Annotated in this window: 15 protein-coding genes; 5 read left to right on the top strand and 10 right to left on the bottom strand. The window is 38.3% G+C overall.

Annotation, left to right across the window (positions count from 1 at the left end):
- Positions 1-127 precede the first annotated feature (127 nt).
- The 3 genes from rpsA to pncB all read left to right on the top strand — a co-directional run bounded on the left by rpsA (position 128) and on the right by pncB (position 12,055).
- Positions 128-1,828 (top strand): 30S ribosomal protein S1, encoded by a 1,701-nt coding sequence (rpsA, locus tag ACFIO5_RS00350; RefSeq protein ID WP_026500132.1) that lies wholly within the window; start codon positions 128-130, stop codon positions 1,826-1,828.
- A 226-nt stretch (positions 1,829-2,054) separates the two neighbouring features.
- Positions 2,055-10,625 carry a glycoside hydrolase family 94 protein gene (locus tag ACFIO5_RS00345; protein ID WP_375705043.1) on the top strand — a complete coding sequence of 2,857 codons (8,571 nt, stop codon included), beginning with the start codon at positions 2,055-2,057 and terminating at the stop codon, positions 10,623-10,625.
- A gap of 125 nt (positions 10,626-10,750) precedes the next feature.
- Positions 10,751-12,055 carry a nicotinate phosphoribosyltransferase gene (gene pncB / locus ACFIO5_RS00340; RefSeq protein WP_375611404.1) on the top strand — a complete coding sequence of 435 codons (1,305 nt, stop codon included), beginning with the start codon at positions 10,751-10,753 and terminating at the stop codon, positions 12,053-12,055.
- A gap of 1,466 nt (positions 12,056-13,521) precedes the next feature.
- Here the strand turns inward: pncB and ACFIO5_RS00335 are convergent.
- The 10 genes from ACFIO5_RS00335 to nth form a co-directional block, all read right to left on the bottom strand.
- Positions 13,522-13,908: a YbaN family protein gene (locus ACFIO5_RS00335; protein WP_273790249.1), complete on the bottom strand. Its 387-nt coding sequence runs from the start codon at positions 13,906-13,908 to the stop codon at positions 13,522-13,524.
- Between the two features lie 409 nt (positions 13,909-14,317).
- Positions 14,318-15,223, bottom strand: coding sequence for a metal ABC transporter permease (locus tag ACFIO5_RS00330; protein ID WP_273790250.1), 906 nt, complete (start codon positions 15,221-15,223; stop codon positions 14,318-14,320).
- Positions 15,220-16,086 (bottom strand): metal ABC transporter permease, encoded by an 867-nt coding sequence (locus tag ACFIO5_RS00325; RefSeq protein WP_375611406.1) that lies wholly within the window; start codon positions 16,084-16,086, stop codon positions 15,220-15,222. Before ACFIO5_RS00325 ends, ACFIO5_RS00330 begins: the two co-directional genes overlap by 4 nt.
- Positions 16,083-16,913, bottom strand: a complete 831-nt coding sequence (locus ACFIO5_RS00320; protein ID WP_273790252.1) for a manganese/iron ABC transporter ATP-binding protein — start codon at positions 16,911-16,913, stop codon at positions 16,083-16,085. The genes ACFIO5_RS00325 and ACFIO5_RS00320 overlap by 4 nt, the downstream gene beginning before the upstream one ends.
- The gene (locus tag ACFIO5_RS00315; protein WP_375620851.1) at positions 16,910-17,818 is read right to left on the bottom strand and encodes a metal ABC transporter substrate-binding protein; all 909 of its coding nucleotides are present in this window, start codon (positions 17,816-17,818) and stop codon (positions 16,910-16,912) included. The genes ACFIO5_RS00320 and ACFIO5_RS00315 overlap by 4 nt, the downstream gene beginning before the upstream one ends.
- A 290-nt stretch (positions 17,819-18,108) precedes the next feature.
- On the bottom strand, positions 18,109-20,523 hold the full coding sequence (gene pheT, locus ACFIO5_RS00310) for a phenylalanine--tRNA ligase subunit beta (RefSeq protein WP_375634005.1): 2,415 nt from the start codon (positions 20,521-20,523) through the stop codon (positions 18,109-18,111).
- Positions 20,524-20,555: 32 nt separating this feature from the next.
- Complete coding sequence (gene pheS, locus ACFIO5_RS00305) at positions 20,556-21,638, bottom strand: phenylalanine--tRNA ligase subunit alpha (RefSeq protein WP_375633688.1); 1,083 nt, start codon at positions 21,636-21,638, stop codon at positions 20,556-20,558.
- Between the two features lie 94 nt (positions 21,639-21,732).
- Positions 21,733-22,134, bottom strand: a complete 402-nt coding sequence (rplT, locus tag ACFIO5_RS00300) for a 50S ribosomal protein L20 (RefSeq protein ID WP_012754515.1) — start codon at positions 22,132-22,134, stop codon at positions 21,733-21,735.
- A gap of 33 nt (positions 22,135-22,167) precedes the next feature.
- On the bottom strand, positions 22,168-22,371 hold the full coding sequence (gene rpmI, locus ACFIO5_RS00295; protein WP_183193590.1) for a 50S ribosomal protein L35: 204 nt from the start codon (positions 22,369-22,371) through the stop codon (positions 22,168-22,170).
- 155 nt (positions 22,372-22,526) lie between these two features.
- Positions 22,527-23,267, bottom strand: a complete 741-nt coding sequence (nth, locus tag ACFIO5_RS00290; protein WP_375612818.1) for an endonuclease III — start codon at positions 23,265-23,267, stop codon at positions 22,527-22,529.
- A 120-nt stretch (positions 23,268-23,387) separates the two neighbouring features.
- On the opposite strand from nth, the gene ACFIO5_RS00285 reads away from it, so the two are divergent.
- On the top strand, positions 23,388-23,819 hold the full coding sequence (locus ACFIO5_RS00285; protein WP_375612819.1) for an Hsp20 family protein: 432 nt from the start codon (positions 23,388-23,390) through the stop codon (positions 23,817-23,819).
- 26 nt (positions 23,820-23,845) lie between these two features.
- The gene (locus tag ACFIO5_RS00280; RefSeq protein WP_012754519.1) at positions 23,846-24,097 is read left to right on the top strand and encodes a BQ00720 family protein; all 252 of its coding nucleotides are present in this window, start codon (positions 23,846-23,848) and stop codon (positions 24,095-24,097) included.
- Positions 24,098-25,047: the final 950 nt, after the last annotated feature.

Below are 25,047 nucleotides of genomic sequence, written 5' to 3'. Positions count from 1 at the left end.
TAAGGTAACTTCCAGCCTAGCGCTAACTTTTTTTCCTTTATTCAAGGAAAAAGGCTAGGGAGTTATTTATGTTAACACTAACCTAGCGCTCATACCTTATAATACAAGGTATATATTAGGAGTTCCTATGTCACAATACAATCCCACAACAGCGGATTTTGAAGCCCTTTTAACAGAATCTTTTCAAACTAATGATCTTAATGAAGGATCTGTTGTTAAAGGTCGTGTTATTGCAATCGAAAAAGACATGGCCATTATTGATGCTGGTCTTAAAGTCGAAGGACGTATTCCTCTCAAAGAATTTGGAGCTAAAGCAAAAGATGGTTCTTTGCAAGTTGGCGATGAAGTTGAGGTTTACATTGAACGCATTGAAAATGCGATGGGTGAAGCTGTTTTATCGCGTGAAAAAGCACGGCGCGAAGAAAGTTGGGTCCGTTTGGAGGAAAAATTCAATGCTGGTGCACGCGTTGATGGAGTGATCTTTAGCCAAGTAAAAGGTGGTTTTACAGTCGATCTTGATGGTGCCGTTGCTTTCTTGCCTCGCAGCCAAGTTGATATTCGTCCCATTCGTGATGTTTCACCTCTCATGCATAATTCACAGTCCTTTGAAATTTTGAAGATGGATCGTCGTCGTGGCAATATTGTGGTCTCACGCCGCACTGTTTTAGAAGAAAGTCGCGCTGAGCAACGTTCAGAAATCGTACAAAATCTTGAAGAAAACCAAATCGTTGAAGGTGTGGTGAAAAATATTACAGATTATGGTGCCTTTGTTGATCTTGGTGGGATTGATGGTCTCTTGCACGTTACAGATATGGCATGGCGGCGTGTTAATCACCCATCTGAAGTGCTCACAATTGGCCAAACGATTAAAGTGCAGATTATTCGCATTAATCAAGATACGCACCGTATTTCTCTTGGAATGAAACAGCTTGAAAGTGATCCTTGGGAAAGCATCAGTGTCCGGTATCCGATTGGTAAAAAAATTACGGGTGCTGTTACCAACATTACTGATTACGGTGGTTTTGTTGAAATTGAACCAGGAATTGAAGGGCTGATCCATGTTTCTGAAATGAGCTGGACAAAGAAAAATGTTCATCCTGGAAAAATTCTGTCTACATCACAAGAAGTAGAAGTGGTTGTTCTTGAGATTGATCCTTCTAAACGGCGTATTTCTCTTGGCTTAAAGCAAACATTTGAAAATCCATGGGAAGCTTTTGCCAATAAATTTCCTGTCAATTCGCAAATTGAAGGAGAGGTCAAAAATAAAACAGAATTTGGTCTGTTTATTGGGCTTGAAGGCGATGTTGACGGTATGGTTCATTTGTCTGATCTTGATTGGAATCGTCCTGGTGAACAAGTTATTGATACTTACAATAAAGGCGATATCGTTAAAGCTGTGGTCCTTGATGTTGATATTGAAAAAGAGCGCATTTCTCTTGGAATTAAGCAGCTTTCCAGTGATAAAGTTGGAGAAGCTGCTGCTTCTGGCGAATTGCGAAAAGGTGCAGTTGTAACATGCGAAGTGATTGCTGTTAACGACAATGACATTGGTGTGAAATTGATTGACCACAACCTTGAGACAACCATTCGGCGTGCTGATCTTGCGCGTGATCGTGATGAGCAACGTCCTGAGCGTTTCGCAATTGGGCAAAAGGTTGATGCTCGCATCACAGCATTTGATAAAAAAACACGTAAAATTTCAGTATCGATTAAAGCTTTAGAAATTGCAGAAGAAAAAGAAGCTGTTGCACAATATGGTTCTACAGATTCAGGTGCTTCTCTTGGTGATATTTTGGGTGCAGCTTTGAAAAAACAAGAACAAGATTAATCATCAATCATTAAAGTTGGTTTTATTATTAAGGTCACTCATTAGGAGTGACCTTTTTATTTTCTAAAAAAATTGTCTGCTTATTTTTAAATTATTGAAACAAAAATTATAAATGCTTGCAAATAAAAACAAAAAGTTTGTTTTTTATCTAACAACGGTTCACTATTCAGATAAAATGCTTAAAATTTAAATAAAAAACGATGTAATTGAATAACAATGGGACACTATGACGTGCATAATACCTTTCATAAAGTGCTTTTTTTCTCAAAAAGAGAAAAAAGATCATTTTATTAATACGGATTTTCCTCTTCGTGCAATTTATAAGGTACAGGAAGATCTTTATAACTTAGGGCATGATATAGCTTCTGGTAAAGAAATTTTACTCCCTGAATATGAAGGAGTAGGAGATTTTCGCAAGAGATTGAATGAAAATGCTAAACTTATTCTTCATGCCTTTCATACCAGTGATTTTGCTGCTCGAAATGATGAAACTATCGCACCATCTGCTCAATGGCTCATTGATAATCATTACACCATTGATAAAACCATACAAAAGCTACGTTGTAATCTACCCAAGTCCTTCATAAAGCAACTTCCTCTTTCTACACACAAAGCCGGAATACCACGAATTTTTGCTTTAACTTGGCTTTATATTGCGCATACCGATAGCAGCTTTTCACAAGAAACACTCACTGCTATGACCAACGGATTTCAAGAAGTTTGTGCGCTCACAATTGGTGAATTGTGGGCTCTTCCTTCAGTTATGCAAATGCTGCTCATTGAAAATGTCCGTCGTCTTTCAGTACGTATCGAAAAAGCACGACATATGCGCCATCTTGCTAGTCAAGTTGCAGATAAAATTTCTCTTGTAAAAAATAAAACAAATCTACACTCTCTTTTTACGCAGTATAAATCATTTATTGTTGATCCAACTTTTTCAGCACATTTATTCTATCGCCTGCGCAGTGCATCTGTCGATTCAACCGTAGCATTAACTTGGCTTGAAAAGCAATTGAAAAGCCAAGGCAGTAGCTTAGAGATTGCAACAGCCGATGAACATACCCGACAAGCAGCAGATGGTGTGACCATGGGTAATATTATCCGTGCTCTTAAAGCTATAGATGATGTTGATTGGACAGCATGGTTTGAAACAGTGAGTTGTGTCGATTCTATTTTGCGTAAAAATAGTGATTTTTCTGAAATTGATGCTCACTCACGCAATATTTATCGACAAGTCATTGAAAAAGTTTCTCGCTTTTCGCCTCTTAGTGAACTGGAAGTTGCACATAAAGTTGTAGAAATGGCAAATTCCACTTCTAAAGATATGCCTCATCATTCTTGTGTGGGGTGGTACCTTGTTGATGATGGTTGTGGTATATTTGAAAAGGCTTGTGGATATATTCCGCCCTTTCTCATAAAATGGACACGCGCTTCCTGTTGCTCAAAATTGAGAGTCATCGCCATTCCTGTCTCTTTTCTGACGCTTGCTCTTTTGCTTGTAATTTACGCCCTTTTACAGCTATCTGGCATGACACAATGGATGTCTTTTTGCTTTACTGTATTGGCGCTTTTTCCTGCTATCGATGCTGCTTTTGCTTTATTTAATACTGTTGTTTCGTGGTTTGTCCCATCAAGACAACTCATTGGTTATGAATATAAAGAAGGTATTCCAAAACATGCACGGATAATGGTTGTTGTACCTACTTTGATGACATCACGCGATGATATTGATGAACAAGTGCGCAATCTTGAAGTGCACTATCTTTCCAATCCTAAAGGTGCCATTCATTTTGCACTCATTACAGATTGGGTGGATGCTCCATTGAGAGAAACGCAAGATGATCTTGATTTATTGCACTATGCGCAAAAGAATATTGATAAACTCAATAATCGTTATCATCGTGATGAACTTCCGCTTTTTTTCCTTTTACATCGCCGACGCCTTTATAATACAAGCGAAAAATGTTGGATGGGATGGGAACGAAAGCGAGGAAAACTTCATGAACTTAATCGACTCTTAAGAGGCGATAAAAATACAAGCTTTTATCCTCCCAATCCACGTCTTCCTATGGATTGCCGTTTTGTTATGACGCTGGATTGTGATACACGTCTTACTCCAGAGAGCGTCGCGAAACTTGTTGGAAAGCTTAACCATCCACTCAATCATCCCGTTTTTGATCTACAAAGTGGAAAGGTTGTAAAGGGCTATAGCATTTTACAACCACGCATTATTCCTTCTCTTACAACAGGAAAAAAAACATCAATTCTCCAACGGGTTTTTTCTATAAACCGTGGCATTGATCCTTATGTTTTTGCTGTTTCTGATACTTATCAAGATCTTTTAGGAGAAGGCACCTTTATCGGTAAAGGTCTTTATAATATTGATGCATTTGAACAAGCGCTTGATGGCAAAATTAAAGAAAATACTACTCTTAGTCATGATCTCTTAGAAGGAGGTTATGCTCGTACTGCTCTGGTAAGTAGCATAGAAGTCATTGAAGACTATCCAACCGCTTACAATATTGATGTTATGCGTTATCATCGTTGGGTCCGCGGTGATTGGCAGCTTTTGCCTTATCTTTTTTCCCACCGTCAAATAAGTTCCGTGACGCGTTGGAAAATGCAGGATAATTTACGTCGTTCTCTCACTCCACTTATGTGGTTAATCGCAGCATTTGCAGGATGGGCTTTTTTGTCTTTAAAGAGTGCAATCGTCTGGCAACTATTCTTGTTGTTTAGCTCCTTCATTTCACCCATTCTATGTGTATTAAAAACGCTTGTCTCATCCAATATAGATCATTCTTTGCGTGGACATTTTCAATTAATTTGGAACAAAATTGCTCTTACAAGCGCTGATATATTTCTTAAAACGACGTTTCTTGCTCATTCGGCGTATTTTATGACCGATGCGATTATTCGTACACTCTATCGTATGACGATTTCAAACCAGCATCTTCTTGAATGGAAAACTTCTGCCGCAACAAAATCAATGCCCAATAGTTTGCGTGTCTATGTTTTTACAATGGCACCAGCATCGCTTATTGGTATTCTTACTATAGCACTCCCTCTTTTTTCTGATAGTTTTGCAAGCTTGGTTGCTTTGCCTTTTGGGATAGCATGGTTTTTTTCACCCTTTATTGCTTGGATTGTGAGTCAACCTTCAACCTTTCAAGATAGCCTTGATCTTTCTTCAAAAGATGAAAAAAAACTTCGCTCTATTGCACGGCGGACATGGCTTTATTATACAACCTTTGTCAATGCACAAAACAACCATCTGCCTCCCGATAATTTTCAAGAAGATCCTGAACCTCTTGTTGCTCAACGTACATCGCCTACGAATATTGGCGTTTATCTCCTTTCTATTATTGCAGCACGTGATTTTGGCTGGATTGGTTTTGAAGAGACCATCACCCGTATTGAATGTACATTACGCTCTCTTACAAAAATGGAAAAGTTTCGTGGTCATCTCTATAATTGGTATGAAACGGAGACACTCAGGCCTCTTTTGCCTACTTATGTATCAACCGTTGATTCAGGAAATCTTGCCGGTCATTTGGTAACACTCTCTTCTGCTTTAAGTGAATGGGCTGAAAAACCGCCTCTTTTTTTCCAAAGTGATCGAGAAGGCTTATCGGATGTTCTTGCTATTCTTGAAGAAACTGTCAGAGAAGTTCCAGATCATCAACCCAGTTTACGCTCTTTACGCCAAAAAATCGAAGAAAACATCACTCGTTTTCATGACTCTGTCTTCACTTTTTTAGAACAAGAAAATACGGTCCCTTCTCACATCATAGATCTTTCACTTGCAGCCCACGATATTGTGCACTTAGTCGGTGAACTTGACCACAAAATTCAAACGATAGAATCTGCTCGTGCGCTTTCTTGGGCTAAATGCCTTATCGACACCTGTAACGCTCATCATCATGATGCGACTGCTCATTGTGATACTGAAAAATTACGTAAAAACCTAAACAGGCTGGCTATAATGGCACGGCAAATAGCCTTTGATATGAAATTTGACTTTTTAGAACAGCCTAAACGGCATCTCTTATCCATTGGATATCGTGTTCAAGAAAACAAACTCGATGAAAATTGTTATGACCTACTTGCTTCAGAAGCACGTCTTGCAAGCTTTTTTGCCATCGCAAAAGGAGATATAAAACTTAAACATTGGTTTCGTCTTGGTCGACTTCTCGTACCCATAGGTGGGAAAGGTGCACTCCTATCATGGTCTGGATCAATGTTCGAATATCTTATGCCATCTCTCGTAATGCATGAACCTTTAGGGTCTCTCTTAGATCAAACAAATCGATTGATTATTCGTTGTCAAATACAATATGCCCATAAACGGGAATTGCCATGGGGTATTTCAGAAGCCGCATTTAATGCTCGCGATCATTTAATGAATTACCAATACGCTCATTTTGGTGTTCCAAACCTCGGACTCCAACGTGGTCTTTCACGCAATGCTGTCATTGCTCCCTATGCCAGCCTTCTAGCGGCACAATATGCTCCTGCTTGCGCTGTCGCTAATTTAAAACGACTCCGTGATCTTGGAGCTTTAGGAACATATGGTTATTATGACTCTGTTGATTTTACTCCAACACGCGTGAAAACAGGGGAAAAATACGCCATTGTACGCAATTATTATGCGCACCATCATGGTATGTCTATTCTTGCTCTTAACAATGTTATTTTTCAAGGGCGAATGCGTGATCGTTTTCACCGTGATCCCGTTATTGAAGCAACACAATTGCTCTTACAGGAAAGAGCGCCTCATCTCATTCCTATTATTCATACCAAAGCTGTTAATCGTATGCACAATAAGTCTCAAGCATTTGACGCAGCCCCTTTGCGCATTATTACAAACCCGTTACTCAAACCACGAGCAACTTTACTTTTGTCTAATGGCTTTTATTCTACCATGTTAACAGCGAATGGTTCTGGTTACAGCCGTTGGCACGATTATGCGATTACGCGCTTTATTCCTGATGCAACAGAAGATCAACAAGGTACTTTATTCTTCTTACGTGATACGCATAGTGGACGGTGGTGGTCTGTTACTGGTGAGCCAACACGTGTTATTGAAGAAGAAGCTGTCAGCATTTTTACAGATGAAAAGGCTGAATATACAAAAATGGTTGATGGTATTAAATCAACACTTGAATGTCTTATTACATCTGAAGGATGTGGCGAAGGGAGACGTATTCAATTGATGAATACGACAAATAAAGACCGACTCATTGAAGTGACTTCTTATGGTGAATTAGCGCTTGCAACGATGGATACAGACCAAGTTCATCCTGTTTTTTCCCGTATGTTTATAGAGACAGAAATTACTGAAGAAGGTAAAACAATTTTTGCCAAAAGGCGCAAACGCTCGCCTAGTGATCCTGAAATCTATGTTGCCCATTTTGTTTCTAGTACAACAGATATTCTCCAAGAGACAGAAGCTGAAACAGATCGCTCTCTGTTTATTGGTCGGGGGCGATCCATTCATCGGCCCACTGCATTTGACCAAAATGCTCGTTTCAGTAACAGTCAAGGTTGTGTTCTTGACCCTGTTATGTCATTGCGATGCCGTATAAAAATTTCAGCCCATGAAAAAGCAGAACTTATTTTTTGGACTTTTGCTGCTCATACAAAAGAAGCGCTAAATAATCATATTAAACATTATCGACAACCTGATATGTTTCAAAAAGAACTTTCAATGGCATGGACGCGCTCACAAGTCGCACTGTATCAGAGCGGAACCCAGCTTAAAGAAGCTATTATCTATCAAAAATATGCAACACCGCTTATTTATCCAGAAAGAACGTGGCGTCTTCCTTCTGAAATATTAGCAAAAACGATAGGAAAACAGTCTAATCTTTGGCCTATGTCTATCTCAGGAGACAATCCACTCTGTCTTCTTAGATTAAATAACGAGGGAAATATAACTGTACTGCGCGAGCTCCTTAAAGCACATGAATATTGGCGTATGCGCGGACTCATTGTTGATTTGGTCATTCTTAATGAACAAACATTTTCTTATATACAAAGTACACAACGCGCTCTTGAGTGGGTCTGTGAATCTTATTATCACCACACGCAAAAAGCAGATGAACGCCAACATATTTTCATGCTTCGACGCGATCAAATGAGTGAAAATAGTTTTAAAACGCTTCTTGCATCAGCGCGTATCGTTCTTGATGCCCAAAATAGCTCTTTATCTGAACAACTTAAACGACTTGATGAGAATGATTTTAATCTCACAGTTCGTAAAAATTATCAAGAATCTTATGATCAATTAAACTTGCCAAGATATAACGAAGGACAGCAATTTACAACACAAACTGAACAAAATCTTTTTTCTTCCATTGGTCTTATTAGCCAACAAAAACCATCCTCTTTTCTCCCAAATGGAGAAGATCTAAGATATTGGAATGGTTACGGTGGTTTTAATCAGCACAATCATTATGTAATACGTCTTCATGGACGTACCACTACACCGCATCCGTGGATTAATGTCATTGCTAATCACAGATTTGGTTTTCATGTCTCTGCTGAAGGTGCAATTTTTACTTGGGCTAACAATAGCCGCGATTATCAACTAACTCCTTGGGCGAATGATCCAACGTCTAACCGACCAGGAGAAGCTCTTTATCTGGTTGATCGCCAGTCTTTAAAACGTTTCTCACCCGTTTCTACTGTTGAATGTGACGAAAATATTGTCTATGAGGCTTGTCATGGGTTTGGATTCTCAACTTTTAAATCAACACATTCAGAAATCGCATTAGAACTGACTCATACACTTGATCCCGAAAAACCTATTCGCTTTTCACGTCTTATCCTTACGAATGAAGGGAAAAAACCACGCAGTTTACGCCTTTATAATTATGTTGAATGGGTTTTGGGAAATGTCCGTACAAAATATGCCCCCTTTATTGTTTCCTCTTATGAGGACAGATGGGGTGCACATTTTATTCAAAATCCCTATCACATCGAGAAATCTCAACAAGTTACATTTTTATCAGCATCCGAAATGCCAACCAGCACTACGACCAATCGCGCTGAATTTATTGGTGCAACGGGAACCGTAACACGTCCAAATGCGATCCGTAAAGCCGGTGCTCTTTCGAATACCATTGAAGCAGGATGTGATCCTTGTTCAGCATTCGCTTATGATATTGATCTTCAACCAGGGCAAACAAAAGAAATCATATTCTATCTTGGTAGTGCTGAAAATAGGCAAGAAGCTGAAAAATTACTCAATCAAGTACGTGCAAGTGATTTTGAAATTCAGCTCACAAAACAAAAACAGCAATGGAGTGATTTTGTTTCTCCTTTCCAAGTCAAAACACCTGATGCTTCTTTTAATCTTATGGTCAACCATTGGCTTCCTTATCAAATCTACGCATGCCGCATCATGGCACGCGCAGGCTTTTACCAAGCGAGTGGTGCATTTGGTTTTCGTGACCAGTTACAAGATAGCTTGTCTTTGTTATTGCTGGAACCACAATTAGCACGTGAACAATTGTTAAATGCAGCAGCGCACCAATTTCTTGAAGGTGATGTGCAACATTGGTGGTTGCCTGACACAAATGCTGGTGTTCGTACATACATTTCTGATGATATCGTTTGGCTTGCATATGCAACAGCTCTTTATGTCACTACCACTGGTGATGACGCTTTTCTTGATACGCTCATTCCTTTTATTGAAGGTGATGTTCTCAAAAGTGGGCAACAGGATGCTTATTTTCAACCCACCCAATCCTCAAAGGTTGCAACAGTTTATGAACATTGTGCTTTAGCTTTAGACCTTGCCATTAAACGCTGCGGACCACATGGTCTCCCTCTTATTTTAGGTGGGGATTGGAATGATGGTATGAATTTGGTTGGTGTGGAAGGAAAAGGCGAAAGCATTTGGTTAGGATGGTTTCTTGGGTACACATTACAAGCATTTATCTCTTTAGCCCAAAAACGTGGTGATAATAGCCATATGCAAATATGGAGTACGTACCTTGAACATTTAACAAAATCCCTAGAGAAAAACGGTTGGGATGGTGCTTGGTATCGACGTGGTTATTTTGATGATGGAACACCTCTTGGCTCTAAAATCAATGATGAATGTCAAATTGATACCATTGCTCAATCTTGGGCTGTCATTTCTCAAATGGCATCGCCTGAACGTCAAAAACAAGCGATGAAATCAATGTTGGAACAGCTCTATGATAAAAAAGGCGGACTCATTCGCCTTTTTTGGCCGCCTTTTGATAAAAGTACGCTCGAGCCTGGTTATATAAAAGGTTATCCTCCAGGAATTCGAGAAAATGGTGGTCAATACACGCATGGTGCCATTTGGAGTATTTTTGCGTTGGCTGAAATGGAACAAAACGATAAAGCTTATGCTTTATTTTCTATGATAAACCCAATTACCCATGGACAAGATCCTGAAATTTATCGTGTTGAACCTTATGTGATGGCCGCAGATATTTATGCTGTTGAACCACGATGTGGTCAAGGCGGTTGGACTTGGTATACAGGTTCAGCCGGTTGGTTTTATCGCGCCGCAACACAAGCTATTCTTGGAATACAGCGTCAGGGAGACCTATTGTTTTTGCAGCCACATTTACCCTCTATTTGGCCAAAATATGAAGCAACAATGAAGTTTTATGATGCCGTTTATCGCATTAAAGTAAAATGGGGACCTAAAAATATGCTCTATGTTAATAGCAAAGAATATACCGAAGTTCATATAGGGATAAAGTTACAAAAAACAGGTCAGCATGAAATTATGCGTATTGTCAAATCTTAAAGATGAAAAAAGAGAGCAGACTTTTTATTCTTGTCCAAAACTGTAGAGTTGTTATATTGCACCGCCTATATTAGCCGTGTTGGTGCATAATATTTTAGATTTTATGAAAATGAAAGAAAAAGGTTATGAATCATCCGGATATTGCTAGACGTGTTTACAATCACACTTGGAAACTTGATCCCATTATTCGGTCACTTCTTGATACGGATTTTTATAAGCTTCTAATGGTGCAGATGATTTGGGGGTTATATCCTAATGTTAATGTTACTTTTTCCCTCATAAATCGCTCTAAAACAATACGTCTTGCCGACGATATTGATGAGAGTGAATTGCGTGCCCAACTTGATCATGCTCTTAGTTTGCGCTTTACAAAAAAAGAAATGATTTGGCTTGCTGGTAATACATTTTATGGACGCAAACAAATTTTTGAACCGGATTTTCTTCAGTGGCTTGAGAATTTTCAACTTCCAGAATATGAACTCACCCGCAAAGATGGCCAATATATCCTTCATTTTCATGGACCCTGGGCCCATAGTTCCATGTGGGAAATTCCTGCCCTTGCTATTATTAGTGAATTACGTTCACGTGCTGCTCTCAAAAAACTAGATCGTTTTGCTCTTGATGTACTTTATGCGCGTGCTAAAGCAAAAATGTGGAGTAAAGTTGAACGTCTCAAAAAATTGCCTGATATTAAAATATCTGACTTTGGGACAAGGCGTCGCCATTCTTTTTTATGGCAGCGCTGGTGTGTGGAAGCATTAAAAGAAGGCATTGGTCATTCTTTTACTGGAACTTCTAATGTTCTTCTTGCCATGGATACGGATTTAGAAGCTCTTGGAACCAATGCACACGAATTGCCTATGGTTATTGCGGCTCTCAGCAACAATGATGATGAATTACGCAGAGCTCCGTATCAAGTCTTGCAAGATTGGAATCGTTATTATGGTGGAAATCTTCTCATTGTATTACCTGATACCTTTGGTACAGAAGAATTTTTACGCAATGCACCAGATTGGGTCGCTGATTGGACGGGTTTCAGACCCGATAGTGCGCCTCCTATTGAAGGTGGTGAACGTATTATTCAATGGTGGAAAGAAAAAGGAAAAGATCCACGCAAAAAACTTTTAATTTTTTCTGATGCTCTTGATGTCAATACAATTGAAAAAACCTATCATCATTTCCATGGTAAAGTGCGCATGAGTTTTGGATGGGGCACGGATCTTACCAATGATTTTACAGGCTGTGCACCTCAGGAAATCGAAACTCTTGATGCTCTTTCCCTTGTTTGTAAGGTGACCTATGCCAATGGTCGACCAGCCGTAAAACTTTCAGATAATCCTGAAAAAACGATCGGTGATTCAAAAGAAGTACAACGTTATCTCAATTTTTTTGGTAATAAAAAACGAATTGCTAGACCTATAAAGACATAGTTTCCGGTTCTTTAAAACAAGTATATTGATCCATCATATTGTTTATAAGATTGATTTTTGTCCTACCCTAAGGACGAGGATTCTTAACCTTTGCTGGTCTGTAAACAGTTCGGCTGTTTTTGAGCAGATTCTACTTGGCCTACCACGCATACGCTTCACTTACATAAGGCGCGATAGATAAGACTTAAAAATATTTACGACGCATTAAAAAAATACTTAACGGGCCAAGGAAGTTTAGCCAAGGAGATTTTCTCATTTTAACCCTGTTAAATCAAGCACACTCATCTCCTTGCATGTATGAAGGTTTTCAAGTTCTAAGGGTTATTGTTGTAGTTTGACAGTAGGTTTTATACTAAGTGGGAAGAGGTTGGATTAAGTAGGAATACGTGGTAATTTGTTGTTTTTATGTACAATTTTGACCATTCAATGCGCGTTTTATCAAAATAGATTTTGACACCTAAAATTGCAAAAATTACCGAAAATCAGAAAAAAGTGCGTTTCCATAAGTAAAAATGAGAAAAGGCTTTCAAAACCCTTTGAGAACATCTTTAAACTCTTTGAAAAAATAAATTGGTACAAAATCTAGTGTCAAAATATACAAAACCAGATGACAAGCTATAATTGTAGCATTAGGAATTACTAAGGCAACATTGGAGGATGACAAATAGCATGGTGACTATTGGTGTGCATTTTGAAAGGCAAGGATGATGGTGCTCAAATAGATTTTATACACGTTACAATGAGATTTTACTTTATCCATGTATGGTCTGCTATTATGAAATGAGTAAAGCGTTGAGAAATGTTTCATTAAAATAAATGTGTAAATAACATGATTTGGGAGACCTTTTGTTTTACGTGAGGGGCATGACTTCATTAAAAAACAGAGAATGCAATAATATTTTTATTTCGAATAAGCTTTATATCAAGACAGAGAAATTATTTATTCGCATATTATAATGAGAATGCGTGTATGTATAAACCATTTGAAAAATTCTGTTGTTTCTTATGAATTATTCTTAAGTTAAGAACAGATGTAACCTTAAAGATTGATATAATAGACCGGCTTCTTAACTGTATAAGTATAAAAATGAGGGTATTTAGTAAGCTTTGTATTATATCCTCATTAAGAGATATGAAAACAAACGAAATGTCTATCATATCAATGACTTTTCAATGATGTATATGTAGAGATTCATACAAACATGCTTTACAAAAATAATGACTCTCTTCCATGAATGTGATTTATCATTGTTTACCAAGTGAGAACATTTTGAGTGTTCGTAAACAATCTTCTTTGTTCATAAAAATTATTTCACAAACATATTATTAATTAATTGCGCTCAAAAAGCTTGCTATTTCATATGTATTTTGGATATGGAGAGCTTATATTCAAAACTTAAAAGTCCTCATAGTTTTTACAAATAAGTCGAAGCTAAAAAGAGTATCTCATAAAGCCTTTTTTATCATTAAGAAGATGGACGTGTTACAATATAAATGGCAATCAGCAATAATATAACCGCAACAAGTAAGGAAATCCATAAAGGAGGGTGTAGCATTACGAAAAAGGATAAAAATCCTCCTGTCATACTCATCATTGCAAAAACTTTAACGAATGGAGAGATTGCTTTTTTTTCTTCCCATCGCTTAATAGGGGGACCAAAAATACGATGATTATTCAACCATTGATGAAAACGTGGAGAAGAACGCGTAAAACACCATGAGGCAACCAATAAAAAAGGCACCGTTGGCATAATAGGTAATACGACACCGATAATACCTAATATAACCATCGCCCACCCTGCTATATAATAGCAGATACGTAAAGGGTGCGATATCTTCGAATCTTTTTTCATTCTCTCGTACTATTTTCCTCTACGCAAAACCCTATACAAAAACATTGTATCTGTTTTTTTCTGTTTACATGTCTGAGTGCACAATTACGCTCTACCCCTTCATGCGTAAGTGTCTTTGCTGTTATAAGTTCCTTGAAAATACCGAATAGCTTACACAATATTATAATCATTTTAAATGATTTCAAGAAAAGAGGAGAGATTTTAGAAAAACAAAAAAATAAAAAGGCTGCAGAAAAAATCAATGCAGCCTCTTAATTAAGAATGCAGTGTTGGGGGGGGAGAAAATTTACTGCATTCACCTGCTAGATATTAGGAGGAAAAATAACCTAGCACCCCGGACTCTAATTAAAATAAAAATGAGAAACAATATATAAAAATGCATGGCTGATATGCATGAATTTTAACACTTTCAAGTCTCTTGAACTGTGTTTCGACGAAAGAAAATCATCATGAAAATAGCCATAAAAATCAACGTCAAGATCAACACAATTGTGGAAGCAGAATCAGAGCCGATAAATAAGCTGAGATAAATCCCTAAAAAACCAGAAAAAGCTGCAACAAGTATCGCGATCATTAACATAAAAGAAAACCGCTTTGTGACAAGATAGGCAATTGCTCCTGGTGCTATCAGTAAAGAAATAACGAGTACGATACCTACAGCTTTCAAAGCTGCAACAATTGTAAGAGAAATCATCGTTAGCAGGGTATAGTGGAGTAGAGATATTGGTAACCCCATTGCACGTCCTTGAACTGTGTCAAAAATATACAGCATAAAGTCGCGCCATTTTGCTGCTAAAATAAAAGTGACAACAGCGGAAATGATTGCCGTCTGCGTTATATCAAGCCAGTTAACACCCAAGAGATTACCAAATAGAATATGATTCAAATCTAAGCTACTATAAATAGACGTGGCTAAAACAAGCCCCAAACCAAACATTGAAGAAAAGACCACACCCATCACCGTGTCCTGTTTGATACGGCTATTGCTCCCTAAAAAACCCGTTAATAGTGCACACACCATTCCTGCAACAAAAGCACCGCAAGTAATCAAAGTCATTGTAATATTCTCTGGACGCATATGCTGAAACCAAGCAAATGGCAAAGAAGTTAAAAATGCGATTACCCATGGTGTTGTCATATAACCAACAACAACACCTGGAAAAACTGCATGAGAAATGGCATCGCCTAACAGCGCCCATCCTTTCAAAATAAGAAAACAGGAAAGCATCGCCATGGGAATAGAAAGAATCATGACAATAAGCATACCCTTAAGCATAAAAGAAAACTGAAACGGAAGCAGTAATTGATCAATCATGATAATATTACACCCTTTTTTGCCGCATTTATGCGTAAGCGCGCAGCAATAAACCCATGTTTAGGAGCAAAAATAAAAGCCAAAACAAATAAAGATGCTTGAAAAAGCACTACAACCCCCCCTGTTTGTGCATTCAAAAAATAACTCACATAAACACCCAAGACACTTGTGAAGGTTCCAATTACAACTGCAATAACCAAGATGTTCACGAAACGATCACTTAAAAGATAGGCCGTTGCCCCAGGTGTCACAACAAGACAAATGACTAAGAATGCTCCAACGGTTTGCATCGCAGCAACAGTACAAGCGGCAAGCAATGTGAAAAAGAGAATCTTTAAAAATTTTACGTTTAATCCAATGGCATGCGCATGCGTTTCATCAAATAATGACACAAGAAGATCTTTCCATTTCAAAAGCAATATAAGCAACGAAACAAAGCCGATAAAAGCCAATTGTAGAATATCTGTTGAACTCACTGCTAAAATATTTCCCAAAACAATCGTATCAATATTAACAGCCATTGGTTTTAATGATTTGAGAAACAACCCAAAGGCAAAAAAGGAAGAAAAAATGAGCCCAATAATGGTATCTTCTTTAAGCTTTGTCCGGTGGTTAAAAAAGAGCATTGCTGCTGCTGCAAGACCACCAGAAAAAAAAGCGCCGAGTGAAAAAGGTAACCCTAAAAGGTAAGCTCCTGCTACACCAGGAACAATCGAATGGGAAAGTGCATCACCAATCAATGACCAACCTTTTAACATCAAAAAAGCTGAAAGAAAGGCACAAACACACCCAACTAACCCAGAAACCCACATTGCATTCACCATATATTGATAGCTAAGTGGCTCAAGCAACCAAGAAATCATGCAACGTGCTCCACTCTTTCAATATCTTCACAAACTGCAGACTGCTTTCTTCCCATGAAAACATCATTTTTTTTTGTGGTTTGAAGATCAAAAATATGGTGGTGCAAAGACCCTCCAAAAGTTTTCTCCAGATTTTCCTTTGTAAAGATTTTTTCTGTTAACCCAGAAGCTAAAACAGTACCTTTTATTAAAACTGTATGATCACAAAATTCGCGAACAGAACCCAAATTGTGAGTTGAAACCAAGATCACTGCTCCTTCTTTACGGAGATCTTGTAACAAAGCAATGATTTTATCTTCTGTTGTAACGTCAACCCCTGTAAACGGCTCATCTAATAAAATAGCTTTTGCTTTCTGTGCAAGAGCGCGCGCTAGAAAAACACGCTTTTTCTGTCCACCAGAAAGTTCTCCAATTTGGCGCTTGGCAAAAGCCAACATATCAACGCGTTCTAAGGCAATACGAACGGCTTCATAATCTTGTGTACGGGCATAGCGAAAGAAATTCATATGACCATACCGCCCCATCAATACAACATCTTCAACCAAGACAGGAAAATTCCAATCAACATCTTCACTTTGAGGAACATAAGCAATAAGATTTTTTTTCAAAGCTATATCAACGGGCAAATCAAACATACGAATTTTTCCCTTTGAGGGGCGTACAAACCCCATAATCGCTTTAAATAACGTTGACTTACCGGATCCATTAACACCAACCAATGCCGTAATAGAACCCTTTGGACTTTCAAAATTCACTTCGCGTAAAGCTGTATGTCCATTACGATATGTTACCGTTACTCCTTGGGCAAAAATTCCACATTCCGTCATTGGTTTTTTACTCCCTCTACTAAAGCATTGCTAATACGTCCACTCGTGACACGTAATAAATCAATATAAGTGGGTACCTCACCATTTTTCTCACTTAAAGAATCAACATAAAGAACACCACCGTATTTAGCCCCTGTTTCTCTGGCAACCTGCTTGGCAGGCGCAGGGGAAATAGTGCTTTCAGAAAAAACTGCATGAATATTGTATTTGCGAACCATATCGATAACATGCTTGACCTGCTGTGGTGTTCCTTGTTGGTCAGCATTGATGGGCCATAAATAAAGTTCTTTTAGATCAAAATCACGCGCCAAATAGCTAAAAGCCCCCTCACTGGTCACAAGCCAACGTTTATCTTGCGGTACAGCTTCTAATTCAGCCCTAATTGGATCAATCGTTGCACGAATTTTCTGTTTATAAATTTCAGCATTCTGTTTATAAATTTCAGCATGTTCAGGATCATATTTTACAAAAGCATCGCGAATATTATCAACGTAAATCAAAGCAGAGGTCGGTGACATCCACGCATGAGGATTGGGTTTACCGCTAAAGGGTCCCTCACCAATTTTAATGGGTATAATACCTTTTGAAACAACAACACTTGGAACATCCTTGATATTTTGAAAAAACTTTTCAAACCAAAGCTCTAACTCTAAACCATTCCACAATACAAGGTTAGCTCCCTGAGCACGCATAAGATCGCGTGGGGTGGGTTGGTATTCATGAATTTCCGCACCTGGTTTTGTAATGGATTCAACATCAGCGGCATCACCTGCTACATTGCGTGCCATATCAGCAATGATAGTGAATGTCGTAACAGCTTTAAATTTACCAGCACACAAAGCAAAATTGGGTGTAAAAAAAATAACACTTCCAAAAACTATGGTGAAAAACGTTCTTACGTTCATTGATTCTCTCTTTCCTTTATATGCCTTCTTTTTATTGCAAATAATTTGCATTATCATTTAGCAATAGCAGTTATCTTTTACATTTGCAATGAAGGATTAAGAGAAAAAATAACTTTTCAAGATGTTTAAAAACAGTTTTTTCATATTGAAAAAATTGATGATTTAAGCAGCTTGTTTTGGTAAGGAGGTTCCCTTTCAAGAAGTTCTATAGCTCTTGAATGCCAAACAAAAAGGGAGCACTCAAAAATGCTCCCACTTCATGTAAAATATCTCATAAAAAATGAGAATACTCAGTAGCGTAAATATGCACCTGTCATTTTGGTAACATTATCCACGATCTTTGAGGCAAGCTTTTCTAAATCTTCATCTGTTAGAGTCCGTTCTATGGGCTGAATAGTTACTTCAATTGCAACAGATTTTTTATCTTCACCAAAGCTTAAATCTTCAAAAATATCAAAAACCTGCACTGAATGAATAAGTTTTTTATCGGCTCCACTTGCCGCCCGAATAATAAGAGAAGAGGCAACAGTTTTATCCGCTATAAAGGCAAAATCACGCCGCACCATTTGAAAAGGTGAGAGTTTCAAAGGAGGGCGGCTTTTGGTCGTTTTTTTCTTTGATTCTGGAATTCGGTCTAGAAAAATTTCAAAGCCGCATAAAGGTCCACTGACATCTAACTTTTCTAATGTAGCAGGATGAAAAACACCAAAAAAACCAAGAATAATCTTTGATCCAAGTTTTATGACACCTGAACGACCAGGGTGATACCAATCAGGTGCTCCAACTTCAATCTGCACTTTCCCAACATCCATATCGCATGCTTCTAAAATAGCTAAAGCATCTGCTTTGGCATCAAAAACATCAACGACGGTTGCATTTCCATTCCAAAAACGCCCAGCCCCTTTAAATTGCTCTGTTCCGCGACGAATTCCACTAACAACACGGTGTTGTTTATCAGGGGTGTCGCCCTCATAAATACTTGAAACTTCAAACAAAGCAAGATCGAAAAAACCACGATCAGCATTTCTTTGTGCCGCTATAATCAAACTAGGTAAAAGGGAAGGACGCATCATTGACATATCAGCAGCAATAGGATTAACTAATTTAAGCTCTTCTTGACCTCCTCCAAAAGCAAGAGCTTGATTTTCAGAAATAAAAGACCATGTTACCGCTTCTTTCATACCACGTTGCACTAGAGCCAAACGTGTAGCACGTGAACGAATTTGTGCGCATGTTAAAATTTGATCTTTTCCTTCTGCAAAGTTTTCCAAAGGAATAGGTTTAATTTTATCTAACCCATAAATTCTCATAACCTCTTCCACCAAATCGGCTTTACTCATAATATCAGGGCGCCATGATGGTACTTTTACCGTAATAACATCTCCTTTTCCTTCAACAAAAAATCCAAGTTTTGTTAAAATAGAGATGACTTTTTCAGGCTCTATTTCCAAATTTGTTAAACGTTTAATTTCAGAAAAAGGAAAAGCGATCTGTTTGATTTCTTGTTGCTGATAGCCAACGATCCTCTTTTTAGATACTTCACCACCACAAAGACGTAAGACCAATTCTGTTGCAATCTCAAGTCCTGTTTCTATAAAAGCCGGGTCAACACCTCGTTCAAATCGATAACGTGCATCACTGATAAGACCTAATGCTCTTCCTGTTTGTGCAATGCTTCGCGCATCCCAAAGCGCCGATTCAATAATAACGCGATGTGTTGTTTCATCACAACTCGTTCTTTCACCGCCCATGATACCGGCAATCGAAACAACCCCCTCATCATCTGCAATGACACAATTCTTAGCGCCCAGATGATAGATTTTTCCGTTCAGTGCTTGAAGCTGCTCTCCCTCACGCGCGCAACGTACACACAAATTACCTTTAATTTTATCTGCATCAAAAACATGGAGTGGACGACCAAGGTCAAAACTGATGTAATTGGTCATATCAACAAGCGCATTAATCGGTCTCAAACCAATTGCATTCAAACGCTGTTGCATCCACTGTGGTGATTCGCCATTTTGAACATTGCGTACTTCACGCCAAGCGAAACCTAAACATAATGATGAACCTTGCGAAAAATCTAATGAAACATCGAGAGGTGTTTCAAAAGAAGGCTCAAATTTTGACAAAGATAATTCTTTTAATTTTCCCATTCCAGCGGCAGAAAGATCACGAGCAATACCGCGAACACCTGTACAATCGGAACGATTGGGGGTCAAACCAATATCAATGATCGGATCATCTAAACCAGCATAAGCTGCAAATGAATCTCCAATAGGTGCATCTTCTGGAAGTTCGATAATTCCCTCATGTTCATTTGATAATTCAAGCTCCGCTTGCGAACACATCATCCCAAAACTTTCAACCCCGCGGATTTTTCCTACAGATAATGTCACATCAAGTCCTGGGATATAAGTGCCTGGTAGTGCCAGAACACCTACAAGACCTGCTCGTGCATTTGGTGCTCCACAGACAACTTGAACAGGTGTAGCAGTTCCTGTATCCACTGATAAAATTTGAAGTTTATCGGCATCAGGATGTTTTATTGCTATTAAAACTTTTGCAATCATAAAACCTTTTAAAGAAGACCGATCATCAACGTGATCAACCTCAAGACCGATAGCGGTTAATTTTTCACAAATTTCATTCAAAGATGCATTTGTTTCTAAGTGATCTTTTAACCACGACAATGTAAACTTCATTTTAAAACCTCACATGAAAGCGATGACTAAGATCACACGTTTTTATTAGGAAAAAAAGCAGGCATATCAAAGCAACGAAAGCCATAATGGTCTAACCAACGCAGGTCAGCATCAAAAAAAGCCCGCAAATCAGGCATACCGTATTTCAACATGGCAATACGATCAATGCCCATGCCCCATGCAAAACCTTGATATTCATCGGGATCTAAACCAACATTTTTCAACACCTGGGGATGCACCATTCCGCATCCTAAAATTTCCAACCAATCCTGTCCTTCTCCGAACTTTACTTCTGAACCAGAACGATCACATTGAATATCCACTTCCATAGATGGTTCGGTAAAAGGGAAAAAAGAGGGACGAAAACGCATTTTTACAGAGGGAACTTCAAAAAATTCTTTACAAAAGGTTTCATGTAGCCACATCATATGGGCAATGGTGGAGGTTTTATCGATGACAAGACCTTCTACCTGATGGAACATGGGAGAATGTGTTGCATCCGAATCCATGCGGTAAGTTTTTCCAGGAATAATGATTCGTATCGGTGCTTTTTGTTTTTCTAGTGTACGAATTTGTACGGGTGATGTATGGGTTCGCAATAATTTTCGTTCTCCCATTTTATCAACATCAAAAAAGAAGGTATCATGCATTTCACGCGCTGGATGCCCTTCAGGAAAATTCAATGCCGTAAAATTATAATAATCTGTTTCAATATCAGGTCCCTCTGCAAGAGAAAAACCCAACTTTGTATAAATGGCAATAATTTCCTCAATCACTTGTGAAATAGGATGAATGCGTCCCCGTTCTATAGGTGAAGAGCGAACAGGCAAGGTAACATCAACTGTTTCACGAGAAAGACGGGCATCCATTGCCTGTCTTTTCAAAAGATCACGCTTTTGTGCCCATAATTCTAAAATGCGATTTTTTAATCCATTAAGAACTGGTCCAACTTTATGGCGCTCGCCAGCATCCATTTTTCCTAATTCTTTTAATTTTTCAGAGATACTACCTTTTTTACCCAATGCTGCAATACGCACTTCTTCAAGTGCTTGTTCATCACCTGCTGCCTCTAAGGCTAAACAAATTTCTTGTTCCAGATGCTCAATATCATTCATATTTTTGCCTATTTTTTAATAAAGAAAAACCCGCACTCGCAATAGCCAGCACGGGACCTCGAATAAATGAATGCTTTAAGAGAACACGACTGGCTTATTTGACAGCGCCTTCGAAAGCATTAGGTGTCGTATCTTTTAAATATTCTAAAGCTTTTTTTGCCGAAGCTACTAAAGCAGAAAATGCTTCTGCCTCATGGATTGCTATATCTGAAAGAACCTTACGATCAACCTCAATACCGGCTTTTGATAAGCCATCAATAAAACGTCCATAAGTTAAACCTTCTGCGCGAACAGCCGCATTAATTCTCTGAATCCACAAAGCACGGAAAGTACGTTTCCTATTTTTGCGATCACGATAAGCGTATTGCTTTGAACGATCAACCGCTGCTTTAGCTGCACGAATGGTATTTTTACGACGACCGTAAAAACCTTCAGCCTGTTTAAGAACTTTTTTGTGCTTAGCGTGTGCTGTCACACCTCTTTTCACACGAGCCATATTATAATCTCCTCAAAATCAAAAGCGTAAGGTTTAAATACCATTCGGCAAATAATGCTGAATGACTTTTTTAGCATCTTGTTCACACAAAACCATTGTTCCACGTGCATCGCGAATAAATTTATTCGAACGCTTAATCATGCCGTGGCGCTTACCGGCAGCTGCTACTTTAATTTTGCCTGACGCAGTGATTTTAAACCGCTTTTTAGCGGATGATTTGGTCTTCATCTTGGGCATTTTGCTACTCCGTACATTAATTTATTCAATCAAACATTTTATTCACTCAAGCGGACCAACGCTTGAACAAGCATTTAAACAGCCACGGCATGCCCTGCCGGGCGGCTCTTAAAGACGTTTTCATAAGCTAGTATACACAAAATAGCAAGACCGTATTACAAAAAAATCGGCGCTCCATTGCCTTGAAGCTCAACCAAAGGTGCTGGAATTGCATTTGTTTTGATGGCTGCTTTACATAAATCGGCAATAATGCATTGCGTACATTGTGGTTTACGGGCTTGACAAATATAGCGACCATGTAAAATTAGCCAATGATGCGCATGGCGAATATAATGAACCGGTATAATCTTTAATAATTTTTTCTCAACAATTTCTGGTGTTTTGCCAGGCGCCAAACCAAGACGATTGCTTAAGCGAAAAATATGTGTATCTACTGCCAATGTAGGCTGACCAAAAGCAACATTCAAGACCACATTAGCCGTTTTGCGCCCCACTCCAGGAAGGGCCATGAGTGCTTCACGCGTATCGGGTACTTGACCGCCATAATAATCAATTAAACAGTTGCAAAGCGCATAAACATTACGTGCTTTTGCACGCCAAAGGCCAATTGAACGGATATGATTTGCTATTTCTTCTTCCCCTAATGCAACCATTTTTTCCGGTTGATCAGCAAGGCAAAATAATTCTTTTGTCGCTTTATTAACGCTTACATCTGTCGCTTGAGCCGAAAGCACAACGGCAACTAAAAGTGTAAAAGTATTTATATAGTTAAGATCACTCTTAGGTGTTGGGCGTTGCACAGAAAAACGGCGAAATATTTCCGCAATTTCATCTTTATTATACAATATACTAGATAAATTTCGCACCTTTGATAATTTTATGTTACTTTGAGGCATTGAACTCTCTTAAATCTTCTCTCTTGAAGTTATCATTCACGCTCGCCATATGAGAGGAGTGCAGCGAACACTTTTATAGAGTTTGGTCAAGTAAAGCCGTTTTAAAGAGGATACTCATGAATGACACATGTGACGCCTTTCTCCAATCCTTTTCTTTTAGGGTTTGAAACCGTAGAAAAAATATTGCAACGTATCGGTAAAGCTGATGAGGCTTACCCAGCCTATAATATTGAACGTTTGCATAAAAGTGATGATGCAAATCATATCCGGATAACTTTGGCTGTTGCTGGATTTAAGATTAACCATCTTAATATTTTACTCGATGATAATCAATTGGTTATTCATGGTAAACAAACAGACAACCAAAATCATCAATATTTATATCGCGGTATAGCTGCGCGACAATTCCAGCGAACCTTTGTTCTCGCGGAAGGGATGCATGTTACAAATGCAGAGTTGAAAAATGGTCTTTTATCAATTAATCTGTATCAACCAAAATTAAAAAAAGAAATAAAACAGATTCCAATTAAAGTCAGTAGTGGTGAGTCATAAAAGTTAAGGCGTAAAGGAACAGTGAAATGGGAGAACACAAACAAAACTTGTCGTTTCAGAACACATCCTACTCTGATGCGGGACAGATTGCCTATTTAAAAAAAGTTTGTACAGATGATCTGGCTAAAAACTTTCCAGATCTTCCACCGATGACCCCAGGCATTACGATATGGGCTCTCTTTGGTGAAACAGGTTATCCTATCATTTTATCCGATGAGCGTTCTATCGCTCTTGCTGGAGCCAATGAGCATGAACTACAAATTGTAACTCTGCACTAGATTACCTTACGAGAAAACGCTGTACTCTTTGTAAATTCTATCTGTTTTTTCGTAAAGGGTGTAATGTGAGTTATAATGAGATAAGTATTGGTTTATATTCATAATTAATTTTTTACAACTGGAATGAGAGTCCCGAATATCATAAGGTTCTCTCATTTTAGATCCTCTTGTATTAAAACAATTAAAGTCACTTGCTTGTATGTCACACGCAGGGAAGGCCGTGTAGATAAAAACGCTTGAAGGAAGGAATAAAAATATCTCTTGTTAATTGTCTTAATTACCAAGGATGTTCGCAATATTGGGGATGAGAAAAATGTATGATGGTGTCAGTTATCTTCTTCATAAGTGTGAAGATGTCCCTTATAGATTTATATTATTCACGGGGGCTGTTATACCATTCATAGGCGCTATCGTGAAATGGGCTCGAGTGCATTGAAAGATGTCTCTTTAAAATGAGTACATAAAGGCTATACAAGTGTATTTTGTTTGGTGTGTTTTGTTCTTCCTGAGGGGAGTAGCTCTATTGAAGAGTGTAAAAACAAAAGCATGAGATAATGCGTCATCATTATTTAAAAGATATTTTTATGAATGCGTTTGAAAGGTGTAAAGCTGAATTGTAAGGAGATAATAGATTTTTACCACGATTTCTTTATATTCTTTCCAATTCCAGAGATTACGCAAACAGATAGATGCAATATACTAACCAAATCTGGCATACAAAAATCTGGAACTGTTCATGTCACACTGAAGCGTTTTGATATTTGTCTCAAACGTGGACTTGCACAAGGATTAGATGTTGATTAACAGGTAATAAAAAACAAAGGCTTTATGAAAAAGTTTATGCAGAGCTTTTAATTTTGTGCTTCAAATGCCGCAGTACAAGGTATTTTTCTCTTTTGAATATTAAAGCTCTTGTTTTTATAATGAAGTTACAGCACAAAAAGCAAAAT

It is taken from the genome of Bartonella sp. AA86SXKL, from assembly GCF_042196885.1.
Note: the sequence above shows the minus strand (reverse complement) of the source record. Positions and strands in the feature narration are given on the sequence as shown.

Excerpts from the sequence above, each read along its gene's own strand:
- nth (WP_375612818.1), bottom strand. The coding sequence starts at position 23,267 with ATGCCTCAAAGTAACATAAAATTATCAAAGGTGCGAAATTTATCTAGT.
- rpsA (WP_026500132.1), top strand. The coding sequence starts at position 128 with ATGTCACAATACAATCCCACAACAGCGGATTTTGAAGCCCTTTTAACA.
- ACFIO5_RS00325 (WP_375611406.1), bottom strand. The coding sequence starts at position 16,086 with ATGATTTCTTGGTTGCTTGAGCCACTTAGCTATCAATATATGGTGAAT.
- ACFIO5_RS00315 (WP_375620851.1), bottom strand. The coding sequence starts at position 17,818 with ATGAACGTAAGAACGTTTTTCACCATAGTTTTTGGAAGTGTTATTTTT.
- ACFIO5_RS00345 (WP_375705043.1), top strand. The coding sequence starts at position 2,055 with ATGACGTGCATAATACCTTTCATAAAGTGCTTTTTTTCTCAAAAAGAG.
- pheT (WP_375634005.1), bottom strand. The coding sequence starts at position 20,523 with ATGAAGTTTACATTGTCGTGGTTAAAAGATCACTTAGAAACAAATGCA.
- ACFIO5_RS00330 (WP_273790250.1), bottom strand. The coding sequence starts at position 15,223 with ATGATTGATCAATTACTGCTTCCGTTTCAGTTTTCTTTTATGCTTAAG.
- ACFIO5_RS00280 (WP_012754519.1), top strand. The coding sequence starts at position 23,846 with ATGGGAGAACACAAACAAAACTTGTCGTTTCAGAACACATCCTACTCT.
- ACFIO5_RS00320 (WP_273790252.1), bottom strand. The coding sequence starts at position 16,913 with ATGACGGAATGTGGAATTTTTGCCCAAGGAGTAACGGTAACATATCGT.
- pncB (WP_375611404.1), top strand. The coding sequence starts at position 10,751 with ATGAATCATCCGGATATTGCTAGACGTGTTTACAATCACACTTGGAAA.
- ACFIO5_RS00335 (WP_273790249.1), bottom strand. The coding sequence starts at position 13,908 with ATGAAAAAAGATTCGAAGATATCGCACCCTTTACGTATCTGCTATTAT.
- rpmI (WP_183193590.1), bottom strand. The coding sequence starts at position 22,371 with ATGCCCAAGATGAAGACCAAATCATCCGCTAAAAAGCGGTTTAAAATC.
- ACFIO5_RS00285 (WP_375612819.1), top strand. The coding sequence starts at position 23,388 with ATGACACATGTGACGCCTTTCTCCAATCCTTTTCTTTTAGGGTTTGAA.
- pheS (WP_375633688.1), bottom strand. The coding sequence starts at position 21,638 with ATGAATGATATTGAGCATCTGGAACAAGAAATTTGTTTAGCCTTAGAG.
- rplT (WP_012754515.1), bottom strand. The coding sequence starts at position 22,134 with ATGGCTCGTGTGAAAAGAGGTGTGACAGCACACGCTAAGCACAAAAAA.